The 22,572-nt window shown below is 62.4% G+C and carries 18 protein-coding genes; 10 read left to right on the forward strand and 8 right to left on the reverse strand.

The annotated features are described in order from the left end of the window. Together F812_RS25005 and F812_RS25810 are read left to right on the forward strand one after the other, a co-directional pair. The coding region (locus F812_RS25005) for an integrase core domain-containing protein (RefSeq protein WP_020088031.1) at positions 1-310 on the forward strand (310 nt) is incomplete at its 5' end. 59 nt (positions 311-369) lie between these two features. Then, positions 370-1,335 (forward strand): GGDEF domain-containing protein, encoded by a 966-nt coding sequence (locus F812_RS25810; RefSeq protein ID WP_020088032.1) that lies wholly within the window; start codon positions 370-372, stop codon positions 1,333-1,335. Positions 1,336-1,398: 63 nt separating this feature from the next. Here the strand turns inward: F812_RS25810 and F812_RS0121390 are convergent, their stop codons facing one another. The 3 genes from F812_RS0121390 to F812_RS0121400 form a co-directional block, all read right to left on the reverse strand. Beyond that, on the reverse strand, positions 1,399-1,899 hold the full coding sequence (locus tag F812_RS0121390) for a cupin domain-containing protein (protein WP_020088033.1): 501 nt from the start codon (positions 1,897-1,899) through the stop codon (positions 1,399-1,401). A gap of 73 nt (positions 1,900-1,972) precedes the next feature. Continuing rightward, positions 1,973-3,355, reverse strand: a complete 1,383-nt coding sequence (locus F812_RS25015; protein ID WP_156827598.1) for a methyl-accepting chemotaxis protein — start codon at positions 3,353-3,355, stop codon at positions 1,973-1,975. Next, positions 3,330-3,851 carry a PAS domain-containing protein gene (locus F812_RS0121400; RefSeq protein ID WP_020088035.1) on the reverse strand — a complete coding sequence of 174 codons (522 nt, stop codon included), beginning with the start codon at positions 3,849-3,851 and terminating at the stop codon, positions 3,330-3,332. Before F812_RS0121400 ends, F812_RS25015 begins: the two co-directional genes overlap by 26 nt. Positions 3,852-4,453: 602 nt before the next feature. Here F812_RS0121400 and F812_RS0121405 point away from each other — a divergent pair. The 7 genes from F812_RS0121405 to F812_RS0121435 are packed head-to-tail and all read left to right on the forward strand — an operon-like array spanning position 4,454 to position 15,132. Then, a complete protein-coding gene (locus F812_RS0121405) occupies positions 4,454-7,192 on the forward strand; it encodes a nitrate/nitrite transporter (RefSeq protein ID WP_020088036.1) in 2,739 nt (912 codons plus the stop codon). A gap of 17 nt (positions 7,193-7,209) precedes the next feature. Further along, positions 7,210-10,977 (forward strand): nitrate reductase subunit alpha, encoded by a 3,768-nt coding sequence (locus F812_RS0121410; RefSeq protein ID WP_020088037.1) that lies wholly within the window; start codon positions 7,210-7,212, stop codon positions 10,975-10,977. Then, a complete protein-coding gene (gene narH / locus F812_RS0121415; RefSeq protein WP_026868350.1) occupies positions 10,974-12,494 on the forward strand; it encodes a nitrate reductase subunit beta in 1,521 nt (506 codons plus the stop codon). The genes F812_RS0121410 and narH overlap by 4 nt, the downstream gene beginning before the upstream one ends. After that, positions 12,494-13,240, forward strand: coding sequence for a nitrate reductase molybdenum cofactor assembly chaperone (gene narJ, locus F812_RS0121420; RefSeq protein WP_020088039.1), 747 nt, complete (start codon positions 12,494-12,496; stop codon positions 13,238-13,240). The genes narH and narJ overlap by 1 nt, the downstream gene beginning before the upstream one ends. Positions 13,241-13,250: 10 nt before the next feature. Then, on the forward strand, positions 13,251-13,991 hold the full coding sequence (narI, locus tag F812_RS0121425) for a respiratory nitrate reductase subunit gamma (RefSeq protein ID WP_020088040.1): 741 nt from the start codon (positions 13,251-13,253) through the stop codon (positions 13,989-13,991). Between the two features lie 4 nt (positions 13,992-13,995). Beyond that, positions 13,996-14,829 carry a peptidylprolyl isomerase gene (locus F812_RS0121430; RefSeq protein WP_020088041.1) on the forward strand — a complete coding sequence of 278 codons (834 nt, stop codon included), beginning with the start codon at positions 13,996-13,998 and terminating at the stop codon, positions 14,827-14,829. A 9-nt stretch (positions 14,830-14,838) separates the two neighbouring features. Continuing rightward, complete coding sequence (locus F812_RS0121435) at positions 14,839-15,132, forward strand: hypothetical protein (RefSeq protein WP_020088042.1); 294 nt, start codon at positions 14,839-14,841, stop codon at positions 15,130-15,132. A 48-nt stretch (positions 15,133-15,180) separates the two neighbouring features. Here F812_RS0121435 and F812_RS0121440 read toward each other — a convergent pair whose 3' ends face one another. The 5 genes from F812_RS0121440 to F812_RS25815 form a co-directional block, all read right to left on the reverse strand. Beyond that, positions 15,181-16,266, reverse strand: a complete 1,086-nt coding sequence (locus tag F812_RS0121440; RefSeq protein WP_156827599.1) for an AraC family transcriptional regulator — start codon at positions 16,264-16,266, stop codon at positions 15,181-15,183. Positions 16,267-16,377: 111 nt separating this feature from the next. Continuing rightward, on the reverse strand, positions 16,378-18,378 hold the full coding sequence (locus tag F812_RS0121445; protein WP_020088044.1) for a methyl-accepting chemotaxis protein: 2,001 nt from the start codon (positions 18,376-18,378) through the stop codon (positions 16,378-16,380). A 382-nt stretch (positions 18,379-18,760) separates the two neighbouring features. Beyond that, on the reverse strand, positions 18,761-19,789 hold the full coding sequence (locus F812_RS25020) for a L,D-transpeptidase family protein (RefSeq protein ID WP_020088045.1): 1,029 nt from the start codon (positions 19,787-19,789) through the stop codon (positions 18,761-18,763). A 21-nt stretch (positions 19,790-19,810) separates the two neighbouring features. Beyond that, entirely contained in the window at positions 19,811-20,833 is a 1,023-nt protein-coding gene (locus tag F812_RS25025; RefSeq protein WP_020088046.1) for a hypothetical protein, read from the reverse strand. Between the two features lie 51 nt (positions 20,834-20,884). Next, positions 20,885-21,436, reverse strand: a complete 552-nt coding sequence (locus F812_RS25815) for a L,D-transpeptidase family protein (RefSeq protein WP_020088047.1) — start codon at positions 21,434-21,436, stop codon at positions 20,885-20,887. 312 nt (positions 21,437-21,748) lie between these two features. Here F812_RS25815 and F812_RS0121460 point away from each other — a divergent pair, with 312 nt between their 5' ends. Then, positions 21,749-22,540 (forward strand): glycosyltransferase family protein, encoded by a 792-nt coding sequence (locus F812_RS0121460; RefSeq protein ID WP_020088048.1) that lies wholly within the window; start codon positions 21,749-21,751, stop codon positions 22,538-22,540. The last annotated feature ends 32 nt before the right edge of the window (positions 22,541-22,572 follow it).

Here is a 22,572-nt window from a genome sequence, read left to right on the forward strand (position 1 = left end):
CATGGCGATCCTCAAATGGAGCAAGGCCAGCGGTGTCGACTGGCACTACATCCAGCCCGGCAAGCCGCAGCAGAACGCGTTCGTCGAGAGTTTCAACGGTCGGCTGCGCGACGAGCTCTTGAACGAGACGTTGTTCTCCACGCTCGACGAAGCGAGAACGCGGCTGGCGGCGTGGCGCGACGATTACAATCGTGTCCGGCCCCACTCGGCTCTCGCCAACCGGACACCGGAGGAGTTCCACGACCACCATCTGGCCCTTGCCGTGACGAACGATCAGGTCCAGAAATTTAGCCCAGGACTCACCCTCTGACTGGATGAGAGAAGGGTCTCAGGTCAGTCGACATTTCCGTATTCCGAACCCTCTATACGGTGCCTGTCGGAACCGATGGTGCCGCTCACTCCACGAACTACAACCCACTGGCATTTCTCGGAATTACGATTGTCATCATCGCCGCGCTCGGCGCTCTTTCTGGCGCCATGCATCTGCTCGCCAGAAGCGGCCGGCTCTCTGGAAAAGTGCTATCCTGGCAGTCGCTTCGCACGTTTGTCGCCGGCCTCCTCGGCCAAGGCGAACGCAAGCGTGTAGAGGGCGAGATGACGCGCGTCGCGGAGATCCTGCGCAAGCTCATCGACACGAACGGCAGCTACGCTGGCCAGCTCGGAAAATTCAGCGACAAGATCCGCGGACAGATGGACGCGCAAGTGGTGAGCTCCATCTTGAACGAGCTGTTGGCTGAGCATCAGCGGTCGCGCGAGGAAACTACGCAGCTTTTGGCGGAGCTTGAAAACAAGACCGCCGAGAAGCAGGCCGTGGAGCAGCAGCTTTCCCAGGCAAAAAAGGAGCTGAGCACGGACGCCCTCACCAACATTGGCAACAGGCGCACGTTCGATCAGGAGCTCACGGCTGCCATAACCAGTTGCCAGGAGGGCGCGCGCCCCCTCGCCTTGGTCCTCGCCGACATCGATCACTTCAAGCGGATCAATGACGAGCACGGCCATCAGGTCGGCGATGAAGTCATAAAAATGCTGGCGAGGATCATCCAGTCTACGGTGCGAGATACCGACGTCGCGACACGCTATGGCGGCGAGGAATTCGCGTTGATCCTGCCTGGGACCGGTCTTGAAGCGGCGAAATCGGTCGCCGAGCGCATCCGCAAGAAGTTCGAGTCACGGAAATTGACACTGAGACATTCCGGCCAGAGCATCGGAAAAGTGACCGCCTCGTTCGGTGTGGCGGAACTCCGCTTCGGAGACAACGCGACCATCCTCTTCCAGCGCGCAGACCGGAAGCTCTACGCCGCAAAGTCGGCAGGACGCAATCGCGTATCCGGATAGCGTCTCTCCAGCGAACCTTTCAACCCGCGCGGCGCTATTCTCGCGAAATCCGATGTGCTGCCTTCAGTAGGGCACGCCGTCCTTGCGCGTAAAGATCCACCGTCCGTCAGCGTCCAGAACGGCCTTGAGGTCGTCGGCGGGATACGTTCCCTCGTCGCCCGGCGTGCGATCACCGATTTCGAGATAGACCACAGGTTCCGCGCTGCGGTTCACGAGATGATGAGCCACACCTCCGGCCGGAAACCCAGCGCACATCCCGGGCATCAAATCCACGTCCCCCTGATCCGTGACCAGCGTTGGAGCGCCCTGGAGAACGTAGATGAACTCGTCTTGCTTGCTGTGCCGATGTAAAAGAGCCGACTCCCCGCCCGGCAGAAGCGTCGTGAGGTTGACCCCGAAATTGCGGAGCCCGAACATATCTCCGAGCGGTCGTTTCTCCCGCTTCGCCATACGGCTGAAGTACGGCTCGGGATAGTTCGAAGGCTTGGAGCGCAAAGGCGCTTCCTCCGCAACGATAGCGAGCGGGGCGGCTTCTTCGATATGTTGAGACACGGCCGTTTTCATCCTGACGAGTCGGGGATCGCGGAGGCACACTATCGAGCCTCCCTCCCGCCCGCCATAGCTGCTCGCCGCTACCTCACGCGACCAGCCTCAGTTTCGGTGCGGACTTGGCCGGAGGCCGATCGTTGGCCCTGTCTTCCTCGCGATGCCCCTGGAGCGGCCCATCCCAGAGCGCCCGCAGAAACTCGCGCACCTGCCCCGCAAGACGATCCGCTTCCGCCGCCAATCCAACCGAGGCCTCTTTCGTTCCCTTGGCCAGACGCTCCGTCTGGCCGGCATTCTCGGTCACCCTGAAGATGTTAGCCGATATGTCGCGGAACCCTGCCAATGCCTGCTCGATGTTGTCGCCGATCTCCTGCGTGGCACGCGTTTGAGCGTGAACCGTATCGACGACGGCGGACGTGACCTGATTGACCTCCGAAACAAGCCCGTTGATCTCGGCAACGGCCTCTACTGCGCCACGCGTTGCACCCTTCACCTCGGCGATGTGCACATCGATCTGGCCTGTCGCGCGCGCCGTCTGCAAAGAAAGAGACTTCACCTCCGCCGCTACGACCGCAAATCCCTTCCCGGCCTCACCGGCCCGCGCTGCCTCTATGGTGGCGTTGAGCGCGAGAAGGTTGGTCTGCGCCGCAATGGCCCGGATCAAGCCGGCAACCTCCGCGATATTCTGCCCCGCCGTCGCCATCTCGCCGATGGTCGCCTCCGCCTCGGCAGAGCGCGAGACCGCCCTTTTTACGAACTCGGCCGAACGAACCACCTGAACGCCGATCTCTTGAGCGGAGCCGCGAAGCTCGCCACACGCAGCGGCAATGGACTGAATGTTGGCCGTCGCCTGCTCCGCAGCCGCCGCCACGCCCGAGGCATTCTCGGACGTCTCGCCCGCACCACGGTCGAGCCGTGTTGCGACCTCGCCCATATGACCTGAAGCCGTCGACACGCGCTCGACAATGTCGCCGACGGATTGCTCGAAGCCCTCGGTCGCCCGTTCGAACGATCGGATCCGGCTCTCGATTGATCCCATGGCGTCGTTGATCGTCCGGGCGGAAACGAGGAGCGCACCGTGAAGCCCCTCCTCGCGGATACGGCGATAGTACTTGTTTGCCCGCACCGCTTCCATCGCAGCCGCCGACTCGCGGACGTAGGCATCGCAACGATCGATCATGCCATTGATGGACCATTGCAATGCCCCCAGCGCGCCGCGCTCGCGAACGTGCACCATACGGACCTCGAAATCGCCGTCCGCAACGGCACGGCACACCCGGCCAGCCTGACGAACGACCCCGTACGTTCTCCATATGAAGACGCCAGCGACGACCGAAGCCACGAGCGCAATGCCAGCAGAGGCATTTGATAAAAGCGTCCATCCCAGCACTTGCCCGGCAATGGAGAGCACCAGCGATCCGGCGCACACCGCGCTCGCCCCAAGCCCCTTAGAGAGAGAGCACAAGTTCGTCATAGCTCGTCTTCTTTGCTTTTATGAAGTTACCCAGATAGCGCGCCCCGGCCGCCAATCCTTCCTTCGCGTTTCGATGCCCATCCTCGACCCTAAGAACCTCATCGTAGACGGGCGCAATCGCGTCCACGGCCTTGCGGCTCGGCACGCGGCGATTGGAATGAAAAGCGATGACGTTGCCTGAGGCATCCAGCGACGGCGTCACATGAGCCAGCACCCAATAGTGATCGCCGCTCTTCGCCATGTTCTTCACGTACGCAAAAATCTCCTGCCCCCCGTGCAGCGTCTCCCACAGCACCTTGAACACCGTGCGCGGCATGTCGGGATGGCGGATGATACTGTGCTGCTCTCCCAGCAACTCCCGTTCGCTGTAGCCCGCGATGCGCATGAAGACGTCATTGACGTATGTCAGACGCCCTTTGAGATCCGTCTTCGACACGATGATTTCGCCGGGCTCAAAAAAAATCTCTCTACCAGTCGGAACAATTGAACGGGCCATACTCGCCTCCTCCCCGATAAGCGGAACACTGAGCGAGCCGTTTGAACATCGTCTTAAATTCCAAATTTCCCGATCGACATATTTTCTGACAACAATCAGCACTTAACAAAAGTCAAGTGCGGCGCACAAATTACAAAGCGCGACATCTTGCTTCGCCATACCAAGCTCAAATCAAAAATAGGCAAAACCTTATTTGCTGCACGACAAACAAATAAACGGAGAACTATTATTACAGCGCGCCGCCATGGTTCTGAGGCACAAGCACAAATCGGAGCGCGCGAGCGGGATGCCAAACGCTCATCGTTTTCGATTTAAAATTACCACAAATGACGCGGCGGGTTGCGCCAAAATGCCACCCTCTGGATGGCACAATAAAAGCTTGCAACCCATCCTAAGCGTATCCAAACGACAAAAAAATCGCCAGCCGATATCCATGAATATCAAATACTTATAATCTTGCGCGTGATGGCGCATTAAATATCCGACTTTTCAGATAGGCGAATTGCGCAACTTTCTCCGATTAACTGCGGTCAATAATAGATCATATCGATCATGCGATCGATATAGCTCATCTGCCGAATGCTGAGCGGAGAGCTAGTATTATGACGGCCGAAATAAACATTAGCAAGCAAGAGCAAAACCGCGCGCTCGGGCTCTCGACGATCGCTTTCACCGTGTGTTTCGCGGTCTGGACAATATTCTCGATCATCGGGATCGAGATAAGACAGGAGCTAAACCTCAACGAGACGCAATTCGGCCTTCTCGTTGGCACGCCCGTTCTCACGGGCTCTCTGCTTCGCATCGCTCTTGGCATTTGGACAGATCAATACGGCGGCCGGCGCATATTCACGGTCGTCATGCTTGCAGCGGCCGTCGCAACCTGGTTGCTGACCTACGCGCAGACCTACCCGCAATTCCTGCTGGCCGCCCTCGCGGTCGGCGTCGCCGGCGGCGCGTTTTCCGTAGGCGTCGCCTATGTGTCGCGGTGGTATCCGGCGGGCAAGCAAGGAACCGCACTCGGTATTTTCGGCGCCGGCAACGTCGGCGCGGCCGTCACAAAGTTCGTGGCCCCGTTCGTGCTCGTCGCCTACGGGTGGCACACCGTTGCCCAGGTCTGGGCAGCAGCGATCGCCGTGATGGCGATCATTTTCTGGTTCACCACCGAGGATGACCCCGTCATCCGCGAACGGAAGCTCAAGGGCGAGAAGCCACAGAGTGCATGGCTCGAGCTTGCGCCTCTGAAGAATATTCAGGTCTGGCGGTTCGGCCTCTACTACTTCTTCGTTTTCGGCGCCTTCGTTGCCCTCGCGTTATGGCTGCCGCGCTATCTCATCGGCGTCTACGGCGTGAGCATCACGTCCGCCGGCATGATCGCCGCCGCCTACTCCATTCCCGCCAGCATTTTCAGAGCCTACGGCGGTGTGTTGTCCGACCGGTATGGCGCGCGCCGCGTCCTTTACTGGACCTTCCTCGTCTCCATCGCCTGCACGTTCGTGCTCTCCTATCCCCCGACGGAATACGTGGTGCGCGGCATCAACGGCCCGATCACCTTCCAGTTCGAGATCGGCCTCATCACCTTCACCGTGATTGTGTTCGTGCTCGGCTTCTTCATGAGCCTGGGCAAGGCGGCCGTCTACAGGCACGTCCCGGTCTACTACCCGAATAACGTGGGTGCCGTCGGCGGCCTCGTCGGCATGATTGGTGGCCTCGGCGGATTCATCCTGCCGATCGTCTTCGGCATCCTGAACGACCTGACGGGACTCTGGACGAGCTGCTTCGCCTTGCTCTTCCTGATCGTTACCGCCTCCCTCGTCTGGATGCACCTCGCCATCCGGCACATGGAGCAGGAGGCGGGCGATACCAAGCTGTCCGAGCTCCCGCAGCTTCCGGAAATGCTGCCCATCCACAAGCCGCACCACGTCGGCGCGATGGGTCCCGCCCTCATCGAGGATTGGCGGCCGGAGGAGCCCGTGTTCTGGGAGGAGAAGGGGCGCGCCATCGCGCGGCGCAATCTCTGGCTCTCAATTCCTTCGCTGCTGCTCTCCTTCGCAATCTGGATGGTGTGGTCCGTGGTCGTCGCGAAGCTGCCGTCCGTCGGTTTCCAGTACACCACCGACCAGTTGTTCTGGCTCGCAGCCGTTCCCGGCCTTTCTGGCGCCACGCTACGTATCTTCTACTCCTTCATGGTCCCGATCTTTGGCGGGCGGCTCTGGACCACCCTCGCCACATGGTCGCTGATATTCCCGGCCCTCGGCATCGGAATGGCGGTGCAGAACCCGAATACGCCATACTGGATCTTCCTCGTCCTGGCGCTTCTGTGCGGCTTTGGCGGCGGCAATTTCGCATCCTCCATGTCGAACATCTCCTTCTTCTTCCCGAAGCGCGAGAAGGGCAACGCGTTGGCGCTCAATGCCGGGCTCGGCAATCTGGGCGTCAGCGTCGCGCAGTTCCTGGTGCCGCTCGTCATCACAGCCGGTGTCTTCGGATGGCTCGGCGGAGCCCCCGTCATGGTCACCGAAGGCGACAACACTTTCCCCATGTGGCTGCAGAACGCAGGCTACATCTGGGTTCCCTTCATCGTGGCATCCGCGTTCGCCTCGTGGATCGGCATGAACGACATCGCCTCCGCGCGAGCCTCCTTCAGCGAGCAGTCGGTCATCTTCCAGCGCAAGCACAACTGGATCATGTGCTGGCTCTACACCGGCACATTCGGCTCGTTCATCGGCTATTCCGCAGGCTTCCCCCTGCTGGCCAAGATCCAGTTCCCCGAGGTGAACGCCCTCGCTTACGCGTTCCTCGGCCCTCTCGTCGGCGCCATATCGCGATCCGCGACAGGATGGATCGCCGACAAGTGGGGCGGCGCCCGGGTGACGTTCTGGGTGTTCATCGGCATGACGGGCGGCGTCGCGGGCGTTCTCTACTTCCTGAGCCTCGGAAACTTCGCCGGCTTCTTCGCGATGTTCATCTTCCTCTTCTTGGTGAGCGGCATCGGCAACGCCTCAACGTTCCAGATGATCCCGGCCATCATGCGCAAGGAAATGGACCGCTTGATGCCGGACGCCGACGACGCGGCACGCAGGCGCAATGCGGAAAAGGAGAGTGCCGCGATCATCGGCTTCAGCTCGGCGGTCGCAGCCTACGGCGCATTCTTCATTCCCAAAGGCTACGGCACGTCGATCGCACTGACCGGCGGCCCAGAAGCGGCCTTGTGGGGTTTCCTGATCTTCTATGTCACGTGCATTGCCATCACGTGGTGGGTCTACGCGCGGCGCGGCGGCCTTCTCTACGACATCGAGCGCGCTACGAGCGCATCCATCAAAGCCACCGCCCAACCGGCCTGATAAGCGGGAGATAAGAAATGAGTCACTTCCTCGATCGCCTGACGTTCTTCAATCGCGTCGTCGACGACTTCTCACAAGGCCACGGCGTGGTCACCCGTGAGGATCGCCGCTGGGAGGATGGTTATCGCAAGCGCTGGCAGCACGACAAGATCGTGAGGTCGACCCACGGCGCGAACTGCACCGGCTCGTGCTCCTGGAAGATCTACGTCAAAGGCGGCATCGTCACGTGGGAGACGCAGCAGACCGACTACCCGCGCACGCGCCCGGATCTTCCCAACCATGAGCCCCGCGGGTGCGCGCGCGGAGCCAGCTATTCCTGGTACATGTATTCCGGCAATCGCGTGAAATACCCGCTCGTTCGCGCCCGCCTTCTCAAGCTGTGGCGCGAGGCGCGCGCATCCCAGACGCCCGTAAAAGCCTGGGCTTCTATTGTCACCGATCCCAAGAAGCGCTCGGCCTACACTAGAAAGCGCGGCAGCGGCGGCTTCGTACGCGCCACGTGGGACGAGGTCAACGAGATCATCGGCGCGGCCAACGCCTACACCGTCAAGGCCCACGGGCCTGACCGCATCGCGGGCTTTTCGCCGATCCCGGCCATGTCGATGGTTTCCTATGCGGCAGGCGCCCGCTATCTCTCTCTGGTGGGCGGAGTTTGCCTCTCGTTCTACGATTGGTACTGCGATCTGCCTCCGGCTTCGCCGCAGACCTGGGGCGAGCAGACCGATGTTCCGGAGTCGGCGGACTGGTACAATTCCGGCTTCCTCATCCTCTGGGGCTCCAACGTGCCGCAGACGCGCACGCCGGACGCGCATTTCTACACCGAAGCCCGCTATCGCGGCGCCAAGAGCGTCGTCATTTGCCCCGACTATTCGGAAGCCTCCAAGTTCGGCGACATGTGGATCTCGGTGAAGCAGGGAACCGATGCCGCGCTCGCCATGGCCATGGGCCACGTCATTCTCCGCGAGTTCCATATCGACCGGCAGGCCACCTATTTCCGCGACTACGTGCGCCAATATACCGACATGCCGATGCTGGTTCGGCTCGTCAGAGACAAGAACGGCAAGCTCATTCCGGAGCGTCTTCTCAGAGCCTCCGACTTCACCGGAACGCTCGGAGAGGCCAATAATCCGGACTGGAAGACGGTCGCCTACGACGAGACATCGGGCGAGATCGTCGTCCCCTCGGGCTCCGTCGGCTTCCGCTGGGGCGAGAAGGGCAAGTGGAACCTCGAGGAGAAGGATGCAAAGGGCCAGGATACCAAGCTCCGCCTGACGCTCGCCGAGACCAAGGACGATCTGGCTGACGTGGCCTTCCCCTACTTCGGCAACATCGAGCACGATCACTTCACGGGAACGGACCACCCGAGCGTTCTCGAGCGCCGCGTCCCGGTAAAGAAACTGCAGCTTGCCGAAGGCGAGACGCTGGTCGCAACCGTCTACGACCTCTTTGTCGCCAACTACGGTCTCGACCGGGGCTTCGGCGGCGCCCACGTCGCGAAGAGCTACGACGAGAACGTGCCCTACACGCCGGCCTGGGCGGAAACCATCACCGGCGTGCCGCGCGACCAGATCATCACCGTGGCACGCGAGTTCGCTCGTAACGCCGAGAAGACCCATGGCCGCTCCATGGTGATCATCGGCGCCGCGATGAACCACTGGTACCACATGGATATGAACTACCGCGGCGTCATCAACATGCTGGTGATGTGCGGATGCATCGGTCAATCGGGCGGCGGCTGGTCCCACTACGTGGGCCAGGAGAAGCTGCGCCCGCAGTCGGGATGGCTGCCGCTCGCATTCGGGCTCGATTGGAGCCGCCCGCCGCGCCAGCAGAACGCGACCTCGTTCTTCTACGCCCACACCGACCAGTGGCGCTACGAGACGCTCGACGTGAAGGAGATCCTGTCTCCCACGGCACCTCCGGGACCGTGGGACGGCGCCATCATCGACTACAACGTGCGCGCGGAGCGCATGGGCTGGCTTCCCTCCGCCCCTCAGCTGGAGCAAAACCCGCTTTCCATCGCCGCAGCCGCGGCGGCAAAGGGACAGGACGTCAAGGACTACGTGCCCCAGGCCCTCAAGTCCGGCGAGCTCAAGCTCTCGTGCGAGGACCCCGATAGTCCGGCGAACTGGCCGCGCAATATGTTCGTCTGGCGCTCCAATCTGCTCGGCTCGTCCGGCAAGGGTCACGAGTATTTCCTGAAGCATCTCCTCGGCACGTCGCATGGCGTGATGGGCAAGGACCTCGGCGAGGACGGACGCCAGAAGCCCCAGGATGTGGTCTGGCGTGACGCGGCGCCGGAAGGAAAGCTCGATCTGCTCGTCACCCTCGATTTCCGCATGTCGACGACGTGCGTCTACTCCGACATCGTTCTGCCGACTGCGACCTGGTACGAGAAGAACGATCTCAACACCTCTGACATGCACCCCTTCATCCATCCGCTGACCGCGGCAGTGGACCCCGTCTGGGAAGCCAGGAGCGATTGGGAGATCTACAAGGGCATCGCGAAGGCGTTCTCGCGCGTCGCGCCGGAGGTGCTGGGCGTCGAGAAGGACGTCGTGCTCACACCCATCATGCACGACACCGCAGGCGAGATCGCCCAGGCCCTCGACGTCAAGGATTGGAAGCGCGGCGAGGTGGCGCCGATCCCCGGCAAGACCATGCCGCAGATCACCGTGATCGAACGAGACTACCCGAATATCTACAAGCGCTTCACCTCGCTCGGGCCGCTCATGGACAAGCTCGGCAACGGCGGCAAGGGCATGGCGTGGGACACCCAGCACGAGGTCGAGTTCCTGCGCCACCTCAACGGTGTCGTGACGGAGCCCGGCCCGACGAAGGGATTGGCGCGGATCGAAACCGACATCGATGCCGCGGAAGTCCTCCTCACGCTTGCGCCGGAAACCAACGGCGAGGTGGCTGTCAAAGCCTGGGAGTCCTTAAGCGGCTTCACGGGACGCGACCACACGCACCTCGCGATCCCGAAAGAGGACGAGAAGATCCGCTTCCGTGACGTGGTGGCTCAGCCGCGCAAGATCATCTCGTCTCCGATCTGGTCCGGACTCGAGTCCGAGAAGGTTTGTTATAACGCCGGCTACACCAACGTTCACGAGCTGATCCCCTGGCGAACGCTCACCGGCCGCCAGCAGCTTTATCAGGATCATCTCTGGATGCGCGCCTTCGGCGAGGGCTTCTGTGTCTATCGACCGCCCATAGACACAAAGACCGTCAAACCGGTCATCTCGCGCAAGCCAAACGGCAACAAATCGGTGGTGCTCAACTTCATCACGCCACACCAGAAATGGGGCATCCACTCCACCTACACCGACAATCTCCTGATGCTCACGCTGTCTCGCGGCGGGCCCATCGTCTGGATCAGCGAAGCCGACGCCATCAAGGCCGGCATCGTCGATAACGATTGGATCGAAGCCTACAACAGCAACGGCGCCTTGGCGGCGCGCGCGGTCGTCTCCCAGCGCGTCAAGGAAGGCATGTGCATGATGTACCATGCGCAGGAGAAGATCGTGAACGTGCCGGGCTCGGAGCAGACGGGCCAGCGTGGCGGCATTCACAACTCCGTCACCCGCGCCGTTCTGAAGCCAACCCACATGATCGGCGGCTACGTCCAGCAATCCTACGGCTTCAACTACTACGGAACGGTCGGATCGAACCGGGACGAGTTCGTCATCGTCCGCAAGATGGCCGAGGTCGACTGGCTCGACACGCCCACCGCCGACCAGCCTCAACCCCTATCGCGAACCCCCAAGACGGAGGCAGCAGAATGAAAGTACGCGCTCAAATCGCGATGGTGCTGAACCTCGACAAGTGCATCGGCTGCCACACGTGCTCCGTCACCTGCAAGAACGTATGGACCAGCCGCGAAGGCATGGAATACGCCTGGTTCAACAACGTCGAGACGAAGCCCGGCATCGGCTATCCGAAGGATTGGGAGAACCAGGATCGCTGGAAGGGCGGATGGGTCCGCAAGAAGAGCGGCAAGATCGAGCCGAGGATCGGCGCGAAATGGCGCGTCCTCGCCAACATCTTCGCCAACCCCGACCTGCCGGAGATCGATGACTACTACGAGCCCTTCACCTTCGACTACGAGCATCTGCAGAAGGCGCCCGAGCTGCCCGCTTTCCCGACCGCCCGGCCGCGTTCGCTCGTCACCGGCGAGCGCATGGAGAAGATCCACTGGGGGCCGAACTGGGAGGAGATCCTCGGCGGCGAATTTGCCAAGAGATCGGAGGATTACAACTTCGAAGGCGTCCAGAAAGACATCTACGGCCAGTTCGAAAACACCTTCATGATGTATCTGCCGCGCCTGTGCGAGCACTGCCTCAATCCGGCTTGCGTCGCGTCCTGCCCTTCGGGCGCAATCTACAAGCGCGAGGAGGACGGCATCGTCCTCATCGATCAGGACAAGTGCCGCGGCTGGCGCATGTGCGTCTCGGGATGCCCGTACAAAAAGATCTACTACAATTGGTCGAGCGGAAAGTCGGAGAAGTGCATCCTCTGCTATCCGCGCATCGAAGCGGGCCAGCCGACGGTGTGCTCCGAGACCTGCGTCGGGCGCATCCGCTATCTCGGTGTCGTCCTCTACGATGCGGACCGCATCGAAGCGGCGGCAAGCGCGGCCAACGAGGAGGATCTGTACGAAGCCCAGCTCAAGATCTTCCTCGATCCCAACGATCCTGAGGTGATCCGCCAAGCAAGAGCCGATGGCGTGCCTGATAGCTGGCTCGAGGGCGCCAAGCGCTCGCCGATCTGGAAGATGGCGATGGAATGGAAGGTCGCCTTCCCGCTCCACCCCGAATACCGCACACTTCCCATGGTCTGGTATGTGCCGCCGCTCTCGCCCATTCAATCGGCTGCCGAAGCCGGAAAGATCGGTCACGACGGCGAGATGCCCGACGTTCGCAGCCTGCGCATTCCGCTGAAGTACCTCGCCAACATGCTGACAGCCGGCAAGGAGGAGCCCGTGGCGCTCGGCCTTGAGCGCATGCTCGCCATGCGCGCCTATATGCGCGCCAAGACTGTAGACGGCGTGATCGACCAGAGCATCGCCAAGAAAGTCGGCCTCACCGCAGCCCAGATCGACGAGATGTACCGCGTGATGGCGATCGCGAACTACGAGGATCGCTTCGTCATTCCCACCGCGCATCGCGAGCTTGGCGAGGACGCCTACGATCTCAAGGGATCGTGCGGCTTCTCGTTCGGCAACGGCTGCTCCGACGGGCGAACCGACCAGAGCCTGTTCGGTGTTCCCAAGCGCGCCAAGAACCCGATGGAGATCGCGTAATGAAGATGACGCTTAAAACCATCTCGGCCTTGCTGTGCTACCCGAGCGAGGATGTTCAGGCTGCGATCCCGGAATTGCAGGCCGCAGTCGCATCCGAGAAAGCGCTGCCGAAAGAGGCCGAGGACGCGCTGTCCCGTCTGCTGAAAGAGTACGCCACCGGGGACATCTACGATCTCCAGGAACGCTATGTGCTGCTGTTCGACCGCACGCGCTCGCTCTCTCTGCATCTCTTTGAGCACGTCCACGGCGAAAGCCGGGACCGCGGTCAGGCGATGGTGGATCTGGCCCAGCTCTACGAAAAGCATGGCCTCGCCGTCTCGGCAAACGAGCTGCCGGACTTCATGCCGCTTTTCCTCGAGTTCCTGTCTGCTATCCCGTCTGCGGAAGCGCGCCAGCACCTGAGTGAGACGGTCCATATCCTGGAAGCAATCCGCCAGCGCCTCGAAAAGCGCCAGTCGGCTTACGCGTCCGCCTTCTCGGCGCTTCAGGCCTTGAGCCGCGAACAGCCCGACAAAGATGTGCTGAACGCCATCCTCTCCATCCCGGACGACGACCCCAACGATCTCGCCGCGCTCGACGCAGCGTGGATCGACGAGGAAGTCAAATTCGGCCCCGGAGCAGACACCACCTGCGACACAGAAGGACTGGCCGCCAAGATCCGGGCAGGCCGTCGTCCGGCGCCGGGAATGGAGTCACCGCCCCAGCGTCGCCCCGTCGTAGCCCACTCACCTTCGAACCGCGCCTGAGGAGGCAACCATGCGCGATCTCATCAATCACATCGTGTTCGGCTGGTATCCCTACCTCTGCCTGACCGTCTTCCTGCTCGGCTCGCTCGCCCGTTTCGATCGCGAGCAGTACACATGGCGCTCGGGATCGAGCCAGATGCTGCGCAAACGTCAGCTCACCATGGGCTCAAACCTCTTCCACGTCGGCATCCTCGTCATATTCATGGGTCACTTCGCCGGCCTCCTGACACCTATCTGGGTGTTCGACGCACTCGGGATTTCCCACGGTTTCAAGCAGATGCTGGCCATCGTCGTGGGCGGCATCGCGGGCGTCGCCTGCTTCGTGGGCATGACGCTGCTCATTCACCGGCGCCTGTTCGATTCCCGCATCCGCAAGACATCGTCGTTCGGCGACATCGCCGTCCTGCTCATTCTCTATGTCCAGCTCCTGCTCGGCCTCGCGACGATCATCGTCTCGCTCGACCACCTCGACGGACACGAAATGGTGCGGTTCATGACCTGGGCGCAGGGAATTCTCACGCTGCAACCCGGCGTATCCAGCCTCATTGCCGATGCGCATCCTATCTTCCGCGCGCACCTCTTCCTCGGCATGACCATCTTCCTCGTCTTCCCCTTCACGCGGCTTGTCCACGTGTGGAGCGCCCCAGTCTGGTACCTGGGACGGCGGGGCTATCAGGTCGTCCGGTCGCGGTCTGGAAAGAACGCCCCGCAGGCGGTATCGGCCAAAGCTAGAACTCTTCCGGCGGAGTGAGACGATGGGCTGCTCGGTACACGCTGATCTCGCCGCAGCACCTCGCAAGCGCGTGGCTGTCAACGGCATCGCCATACCCCACGACGCGATCTCGCGCGAAGCCCAGCACCACAGGGCCTCGACGCCGCTCGGAGCGTGGACCGCGGCAGCCCAGGCTCTCGTCGTGCGCACCCTTCTGATGGAGGAAGCAAAGCGGCTCGATCTCGCGGTCGAGCCTCTCAGCGATGACAGCGGCCGATGCGAAACGGACGAGGAGGCTTCGATCCGCGCCCTCGTCGCGAACGAGGTCGTAACTCCCTCCGCCGACGGCGAAGCATGCAGGCGCTACTACGAGCGCAACCGTAAGCGCTTCCGTTCGCCGGACATCTTCGAGGTCGCGCACATTCTGTTCGCGGCACGCAAGGACGATGCTTCGGCGTTCGAAAAAGCGCGAGCGGGCGCAACAGCAGCCTTGGTGATCCTCAAACAGGACCCGAACCGCTTCAACTCGCTGGCCCGGGCGCACTCGGCATGCCCGTCGCGCGAATTGGGCGGCAACCTCGGCCAGATTTCGGCAGGGGAGACGACGCCCGAGTTCGAGGCCGCAGTCATGGCGCTCAACCCTGGCGAGATGACCACACTCCCGGTCGAGACACGATACGGCTTCCACATCATCCGCCTGGAACGGAAAATCGCCGGAGAGGAGCTGCCATTCGAGATCGTGCGCGAAAAGATTGCCGGCTATCTGGGCGAGCGAGCGCACCGCACCGCCGTCGCCCAGTACATCGCTCGTCTTGCGGCCCGGGCAAACATCGAAGGCGTGGCACTGCCCAGCCCGGCCGACCTGCGCGTAGCATAGGGGGCACATATGCAGCTCGGCACCCTCCTGTCCCGGTTCGACGACGAAGCCGTCGTACTCGAAACCCTGCTCGCGATGAACGACTTGCCACTTCTGTCACGCGTTCAGGATGCGGCCAAGCGTGCGAGCACGGACATCGGCGCCTGGGCGCACGAAGCTGTTGGCAGCTTCATCCGCACTGCCGACGATGAACGATGGCTCGGCCTCATCGCCGCGTGCAGCACGGCTAAAGACCCGGGCTTGACCGCTCTTCGGCGCATGCTGGCAGCCGCTCTTTCCGCCGAAGCCCGGCCGCACGGTTGAGAGTTTCACTGCAATGCGGGGAGAGCCACGCCCCGGCAACGCTCACTCTCAGGTCCCTTCGCACGGCGACGACGCCGGTAGCCTCTTGCGAAAGACGCGCGGTGACACGCCCGTCCAGCGCTTGAAGGCGAGAGTAAACGGACCGGGCGTCGAATATGCGAGGAGGCCCGCGATGCGCGAGATCGGCGCCTCCGTGTCCGAAAGAAGACGGACGGCCATGGCCCGCCGCACATCATCCAGGATCGCCGAGAACGACGTCCCCTCGTGCGAGAGTAGTCTTTGAAGCTTTTTCGCGCTGAGGCCCAACGAGCCGGCGACAAGCCCGCACGAGCAAAGCTTCGTCCCCATGACGCTGCGAATTGCAAGCCCTACCGTCGTTGCCATCGTATCGTCGCGAAGCGGCATCTGGCGCCAGCGATGGCGGATGTGGAGATCCATTACCTTCCTGAGCCGCCCCGGCGTTCCACGCAGTGGAAGGGAGAGCAGCCGCCGGTCGAACACGATGTCGTCGTGAGAAGCCCCAAACGTTACGGGGCAGCCGAAGATCGCCTCGTGCAACGAGGTATCGGCAGGCTTCTGATGCCGAAACCGAACTTGGGACGGATTCCGATGTATCAACCCGCCCATCGCGCGCGCCATGCGGCAAGCGTTCCCCAGCATGTATTCCGCGTGCTGCCGCATGGGAAGCGCGGGTGAGAGCAGAACGTGGCGAAACACGGCGTCGTGCCCAGGCCCGTCATCCACGAGTTGAAGCGCGAAGGCGTTGGTATGGTGGCGCCAGTAGGTGATGCTGGCCTCGATCCACTCCTGGAATGTGCCCGCAAAATTCGCCAGCAGCAGCGTCGGTCCCACATTGGGGAAATGATCGGGAACGCTCAAGGCCCACTCGATACCGAGCGAGGGCCTATCCAGCGTCTCCGCGGCACGCTCCAACAACAGGCAGAGCCGGGTCCAGGACACGAGCTCGTCCTGCAGAGCGGGCACCTCGGGCGAGAAGCCTGCCTTCTCGAGCAACGCGGCCGGGTCACCCCCCGCCGCCGTGACCAACTCGGCGAAGCCTGCGAGCGCAGATCCACGGATGTAATACCTCGGATCCTCCGCGGAGTCTTTCTGCCAACGGCCCATCTCGTGCATCTCGCCCAATCCATTCTTCCGAATCAGGATAGCGAGCAGAAATGCCGTCGCCTTGATTTCTGGGAAGGCGGCCGGCAGCAATTCGAAATGAAATCCGCCGCAGGAACGCCGTCATGCCGCGCGGATCGTCGTCAGGAAACTCCCGACCTGAAGCTTGAGCTGGCCGCTCTGCTGCGAGAGAGACTGCGCCGAGGACAACACCTGAGACGAAGCCGATCCCGTCTCAGCCGCGCCGCGATCCACTTCCGTGATGTTGCTTGCGACGTCCGTCGTGCCCTTTGCCGCCTCTTCTATGTTGCGCGCAATCATATGCGTGGCAGCGCCCTGCTCTTCGACGGCCGCGGCGATGGTCGAGGAGATCTTCGCGATCCGTCCGATCGTCCCGCTGATCTCCTTGATCGCCGTCACCGACTCCTCCGTCGCGCCCTGCATGCCGGAGATCTGCGATCCGATCTCCTCGGTCGCCCTGGTGGTCTGCGCGGCAAGCGCCTTCACCTCCTCGGCCACCACCGCAAAGCCCTTGCCAGCCTCCCCTGCCCGCGCCGCCTCGATCGTGGCGTTGAGCGCCAGCAGGTTCGTCTGCCCGGCGATCGCGGAAATCAGCTCGACAACGTCTCCGATCCGCTGCGCCGCGTGCGACAGCGCGGTGATGCTCATGTCCGTCTTCTGCGCCTGCTGCACCGCCTCGTCCGCAATCCGGCTCGATTCCACGACCTGCCGGCTGATCTCGTTGACGGACGACGACATTTCGTTTGTCGCCGAAGCGACGGACTGCACGTTGACCGACGCCTGCTCCGAAGCCGCGGCCACGGTCGTCGACAGATGCCGCGTCGTCTCCGCTGTCTTGGTGAGGCTTCCGGCCGCGGTCTCGAGCTCGCTCGCAGCCGAGGAAACGTTCTCCACGATTTGCCCTACTGCAGTTTCGAACTCGTTGGCGAGCGTCAACATTTCATTCCGGCGAGCTTCCGCGGTCCGGCGCTCCGTTTCTCGTTGCTCCGCTTCGAGCCGGCGCCGCTCGATGGCGTTCGACTTGAAAACCTCCACCGCCTTCGCCATCAGGCCGATCTCGTCCCTACGGTCGGCGCCCGGCACCTCCGTATCGAGATCTCCCTTGGCGAGGGTCTTCATGGCACTCCCGAGCGCATCGAGCGGGCGCGTGATGCTCCACGCGATCATGAGCACGAGCACGAGGCTTGCCGCGATTGCGGCACCCACCGTGCTTGCAAGCGCGACAAGCTCCTTCAGCGCTTCTCCGGAGATCGCGGCGGTCTCCGTGACGAGCTCATCGCCAACGCGGTCCTCCACGCTCTTGAGAAGATCGATCCGCGCCGCCGCCGCCTCGAACCACGCGCGCGCGTCGAGCCCCGCCAAATCCCCGGTAAGGCCCCCGGCGGCAATAATCTCGCGCATCCTCGCGACTGTATCCACGACCGGACCGGCGATGGCCTGCTCGAAGAGACTGCGGAGCGCGGGACTTGCCATCGCCCTGAACCGGTCAAAATCGGCAGCCTGCGCCGCCGCAAGCGAGAGCATCCGCGTGTAGGACGCAAATTCGAAGCGGCCGGCAGAGATCGCGGCCGATCCGGTCGCGCGTTCCTGGCCCGCACGCTCCTTGCCTTGCATGAGCGTCACATAAGCCGTCATCGTTCGGGTGACATCCCCGTGCGCGCTTTTCTTGGTCATCTCGCTCGCGGCATCGAGAAGGTGGCCTATGGCTCCCGTGTAGTAGGCGAAGGCCTCGGAACCGGAGAGCGACAGTGCGCTGACCTCGCGGCGTTTCGCATCGATTTCATCAAGCGCCGAAAGACCACCCGCTGCGGCAGCGACGTCGGCACGCCGTTCGTCCGTTCGCCCGCGCTGCGCGGAGAGATCCGCGCTCATCTGCGCGCCTTTGCTGGCCAGAAAGGCTGCCGATAGTCCGCGCTCGCGCTGAAGCTCATGAACGAGGTCGCTGACGGCTCTTACCCCTTTGGCGAGGTCGACCAGCCGCATCATCTCGGCCCTCGTCTCCCACCTCAGATAGACATCGTTGCCAGCGAGCAAGCCAAGCATCACCAGCGGCACGGCAATCGCAATACCCAGGCGCGGCGCGATAGGAATCCGGGAAAACACTGCATCCTCCAAAAGTTCGGAGCTTGGCCTGGTCCGCAAACAGGTGCGCGCCACGCGACGAACCGGCGCGCGCCATCGATCCCGATGGCGCCCCCGCTATCGCTTGTCACCCTGTTCACGATCCCTTTCGACCCACTCCCACAACATCGGGATACCGCTCATGGCTCTGCCCGGCGTTCCCATGCTGTCCTCGCCCCATTGATCGCGAGAAACCCGGAAACGAAGGGTTACGGCCAACGGCCGGCGTGCCGTCTCGTGTCCGCAAATATGAATTTGCATGTGATACGGAATTCCGCTGAAGCGTCTGCTGGAGATCAGAGAGCGCGATTGACCAACGAAACGGCGTGCGCCTTCGCTGACGTCTTTCGGCGTCGCTCACAAGCTAGCGGATCGTCGATGGCTTGCTTCCCGCGCCACGGCCTGCGACGGCCCGGTTCGCACCTTTGCGGTCGCGCAGCGATACCCACTTGCGGCAGCTCGGGCGCGCGAGATCGCACGCAGGCGCCGGCCGTTCCGCTGCTTGAGCCTGCTTGCCAAGCACCCGCCCCGCCTGATCGAGATGAGGCGGGAGACTGTCGCGATCCTGGTCGCAAAGCTCGACGCCCTCAGGCTCACGCTCGAACGGAGACGCATCGCGAACCTGGTAGCGTCTCTGGCATACGGAGACCTTCGGCGGCAGGCGCGTACGCTCGAAGGAGTCGTACCCGTCCTTGAGGTCCCGCCAGAATTGGGCCCAAGGCGAGGCGGCATTGGCCGCGACGTTGGCATCGGTCATGCGAAACGGAAATATCTGCATGGGAACATGCGGTGTGATGCGGAGCGCGGCGGACACCAAATCGTAAAGCTCGGCATTCACGGCGTTCGTCATCGCGAAGCACCCCGATGAATCGCAGCCCCCGTGAACGAGGATGACCGATCCGCTACGCCCGTTGACGCGATCGAAAATGTTCGGATAGCCGACGTTGAGAGAGCGCCGCCAGCGTTGGCCGTGATGCAGCAGATCCTCCGTGACTGTGTAGAACCCTTCCGGTGTCTGCCGGTCTCCTTCATGGCGCTTGGGACCGAGGGCGCCGGACCAGTAGCAGACCGGGTAGGTCGCGAAGAGTTCGAAGGCGCGGCCCTTCTTGATCCACACTTCGAGCTCGGATTCCGCCTTGAAGATGCGGATCAGCACGGGCGCGCCGAGTTGCATGCCGGCATTGGCAAGACGCGTGATCAGCTTTTCCGTATCGGGCGTCCCTGGCAACGGAAGCTGAAGGCGGCCGCTGCGCGCAGCTTGCCAGCGCTCCAGCTTCTCGGCCTGGGAACGCTCCGGATTTACCGGTTCCGCCGTCGCGAGGCCGATCGCGCACACCCACGCTGCAATCGCCCAAGCGACAACGGCAAGCCTGCTGGCCCTTCCGCCCGCCAATGACCATCCCTCTTCAAGCAGCTACCAGAAGCTGAAGAACGGCGTGTAGCGCTGCGGTCTGCGGCGCCGGTCGCCGTAGTAGTAATAGTCGTCGTAGTACGGGTCGTATTGGTAATAGTTGGGCTGCTGACGCGGACGCTTCTTGATACCGCCCTGCGGCTCGCCGCTGATCAGCACGACGAAATCCGTCGCCTCGCCCGTCTCCTTGCTCATCTCCTCGTCGGAGACGATGATCGAAGATCCCGGCCACACATACTGCGACACCTTCGAGACGACCTCCGGCGGCAACGTGATGCGGTCGAGCGCGGCCTTCGCGGCCACGACATCCGTCTGCGGGGGAACATCGGCGCCAGATGTCGTGCGGCGGCTCCTGTTGTAGCCATCGTCATCGAAGTCGTCAGCCTGACGGGGAAGAATGGTCACGACGTTCCAGCGGACATCATCGCCATTCCCTTTGTAATCGACTGCCGTGAACGCGTGGGTTCCGATCGGAATATCGGCATTGGCGATACTCACGGGGCTGTCGAGCACCGCCTCATGCCCCTGCCGCACATAGACCCTCTGGGTCTTGAGGCTCACGAAGACGGAAACCGGCAGCGTCTTGCGCCGGGCTTCCTTCGCAGCCTCGGTCGCCTTCCTCTTTACGGCATCGGACACCTTGAACGCATCCGTCGCCTGGGCCAGCTCCGCTCCCGCTGCATCGTCCTTGGTTTTCGCGTCGTGGAAGGCAAAAGCGGCCTTTTCGGCGGCAGCGGCTGCCTTTGCGGCTTCGGCTTCTGCGGATTTGCGGGCGCGGTCCGTCTTGGCCGCAGCCGCGCGCTTGGCCACGCTGGCCACCCAGCCGTCCGCCTTGCTCTTCGCCTTCTCGGCGCGCTTCAGCGCCTTTGCGGTCTTGGCGCGAGCAGCCTCGCGCTCTTTGAGCGCCTTTTTGAGCTCATCCAATTCGGGAGCCGCCGCGTCCGCTTCGGCTGCCTTCGTCGAGGCCACAGCCCTCAATTGCTCGAGAAGAGCTTGGCGTTCGGGCCAGTTGCGCAGATCCGGCATGAAGGGCGCCGGCCCGGCCTCGCTATCCGGCTCATAGCCGATCGGCGTCGCCTAGGCCTGCGCACCGCTGGCGGCGGGCTTGAACAACAGAGGATGCGAGATCTCGGACGGCGCGATATTCTCCCGGGCGACGATGATGCGGGTGCCGATCTTCGCCAACCCGAAAATCTTCTCGGCATAGTTGTAGGGAAGACGAACGCAGCCGTGCGAAGCGGGGTAACCCGGAAGGGCCCCCGCGTGAAGCGCGATACCCGACCATGTCAGACGCTGCATGAAGGGCATCTGCGCGTCGTCGTAGAGGTTCGAATAGTGGTCTTTGTTCTTCTGGAGAATGCTGTAGATACCGACAGGAGTCTCGTAGTCCGTTTGCCCGCTCGAAACACGCGCCCTCACCGCATTTCCGGCGGCGTCATAAACCGAAATACGCTGATCGCGAAGCGACACCACCGCCAGAACGGCGGGCCCCGTGAGCGTAACTTCCGGCTCTGGCGCTTTCCGCGCTGTCTTGTTGCGCGGCTCCGCAACCGCGGAGGTCCCAGCCGTGGCGAGCGCAGCGACCAGCAAGAACGCCTGAACGATGGTAACGAACGTCCCGCGAAACATGTGCTAACCCGTTGAGCTATAAGTCCCCTCCAGAGGCGGCTCTGTGTAAATGCCGACCGCCGTGGAGACGTTCCCTGCCAATTGAGCCGGGAAGTGTGTCACAGCGTGGTTATGATTCTTAAAACAGCGGAATTGATGGCAGCCTGGAGCCCGCCAAAGGCCTCGGTGAAGGCGGCTGCTCGACCGCGCCGCCCCCAGGACTTCGGGACGGCTCGCCTGTCGTCATGCGAAACAATTTGAGATGCTTCGAAACATTCAAACGATGCGAATCAACCTAGCGTTCGGGGAAATTTCTCTTTCCAGGAACAATCCATGGCCGAGATGCCGCCCCCTGCGCGACCAACCGTATTCATAGCCACGCCCTGTTACGGAGGGCTCGTCTCGCAGGAATACACGTTATCTCTGCTTGCGCTCTCGACCTACAATACACGCATGGGACTCGAGATCGTCGTCGCCCTTCAAGGGCACGACTCCCTGGTCACGCGCTCCCGCAATACGCTCGTCGGACACTTCCTCGACAGCAACGCGACACACCTTCTGTTCATCGACGCAGACATTGGCTTCGAACCGAGCCAGGTCGAACGCATGGTCGCATTCGACGAGGATGTCGTTTGCGGGATCTACCCCTTGAAGGTGCGCGACTGGGGCCCGATGTCCCTCGATCAGATGAAGCTTGGCGTAGCCGCCGAAACGGCCTCCTTGCGCTACGTCGGTCTCGCCTGCGATGCGAACGAATTCGAACAGCGCGGCGACTTCGTCACCGGGCAATACGCCGGTTGCGGCTTCATGCTGATCAAGCGCGGAGCCATCGAGCGCATGATCACGGCGTTTCCGGAAACGGCTTACCGCGCCATTCACTCCTACAGCAACGCCAAGCCTCGCTCTGGGTATGCCCTGTTCGAGACGGAGATAGACCATCAAGACGGTCTTTATCTCAGCGAGGATTTCGCGTTCTGCCGCCGCTTCCGATCCATTGGCGGCAAGATCTGGCTGGATACGCAAGGCAAGCTGACACACGTGGGATCGCACGCGTTCGTGGGGGAGCCATCCATCGGATTTCCGCTGCCACGCGCCCCCGGCCAATCGGCAAACGCCGCGGCCTAGCCGCATATCGGAAACGAAACCCGCTTGGCTTA

The organism is Hyphomicrobium zavarzinii ATCC 27496 (assembly GCF_000383415.1).
In the GTDB taxonomy this organism is placed as follows: domain Bacteria; phylum Pseudomonadota; class Alphaproteobacteria; order Rhizobiales; family Hyphomicrobiaceae; genus Hyphomicrobium_C; species Hyphomicrobium_C zavarzinii.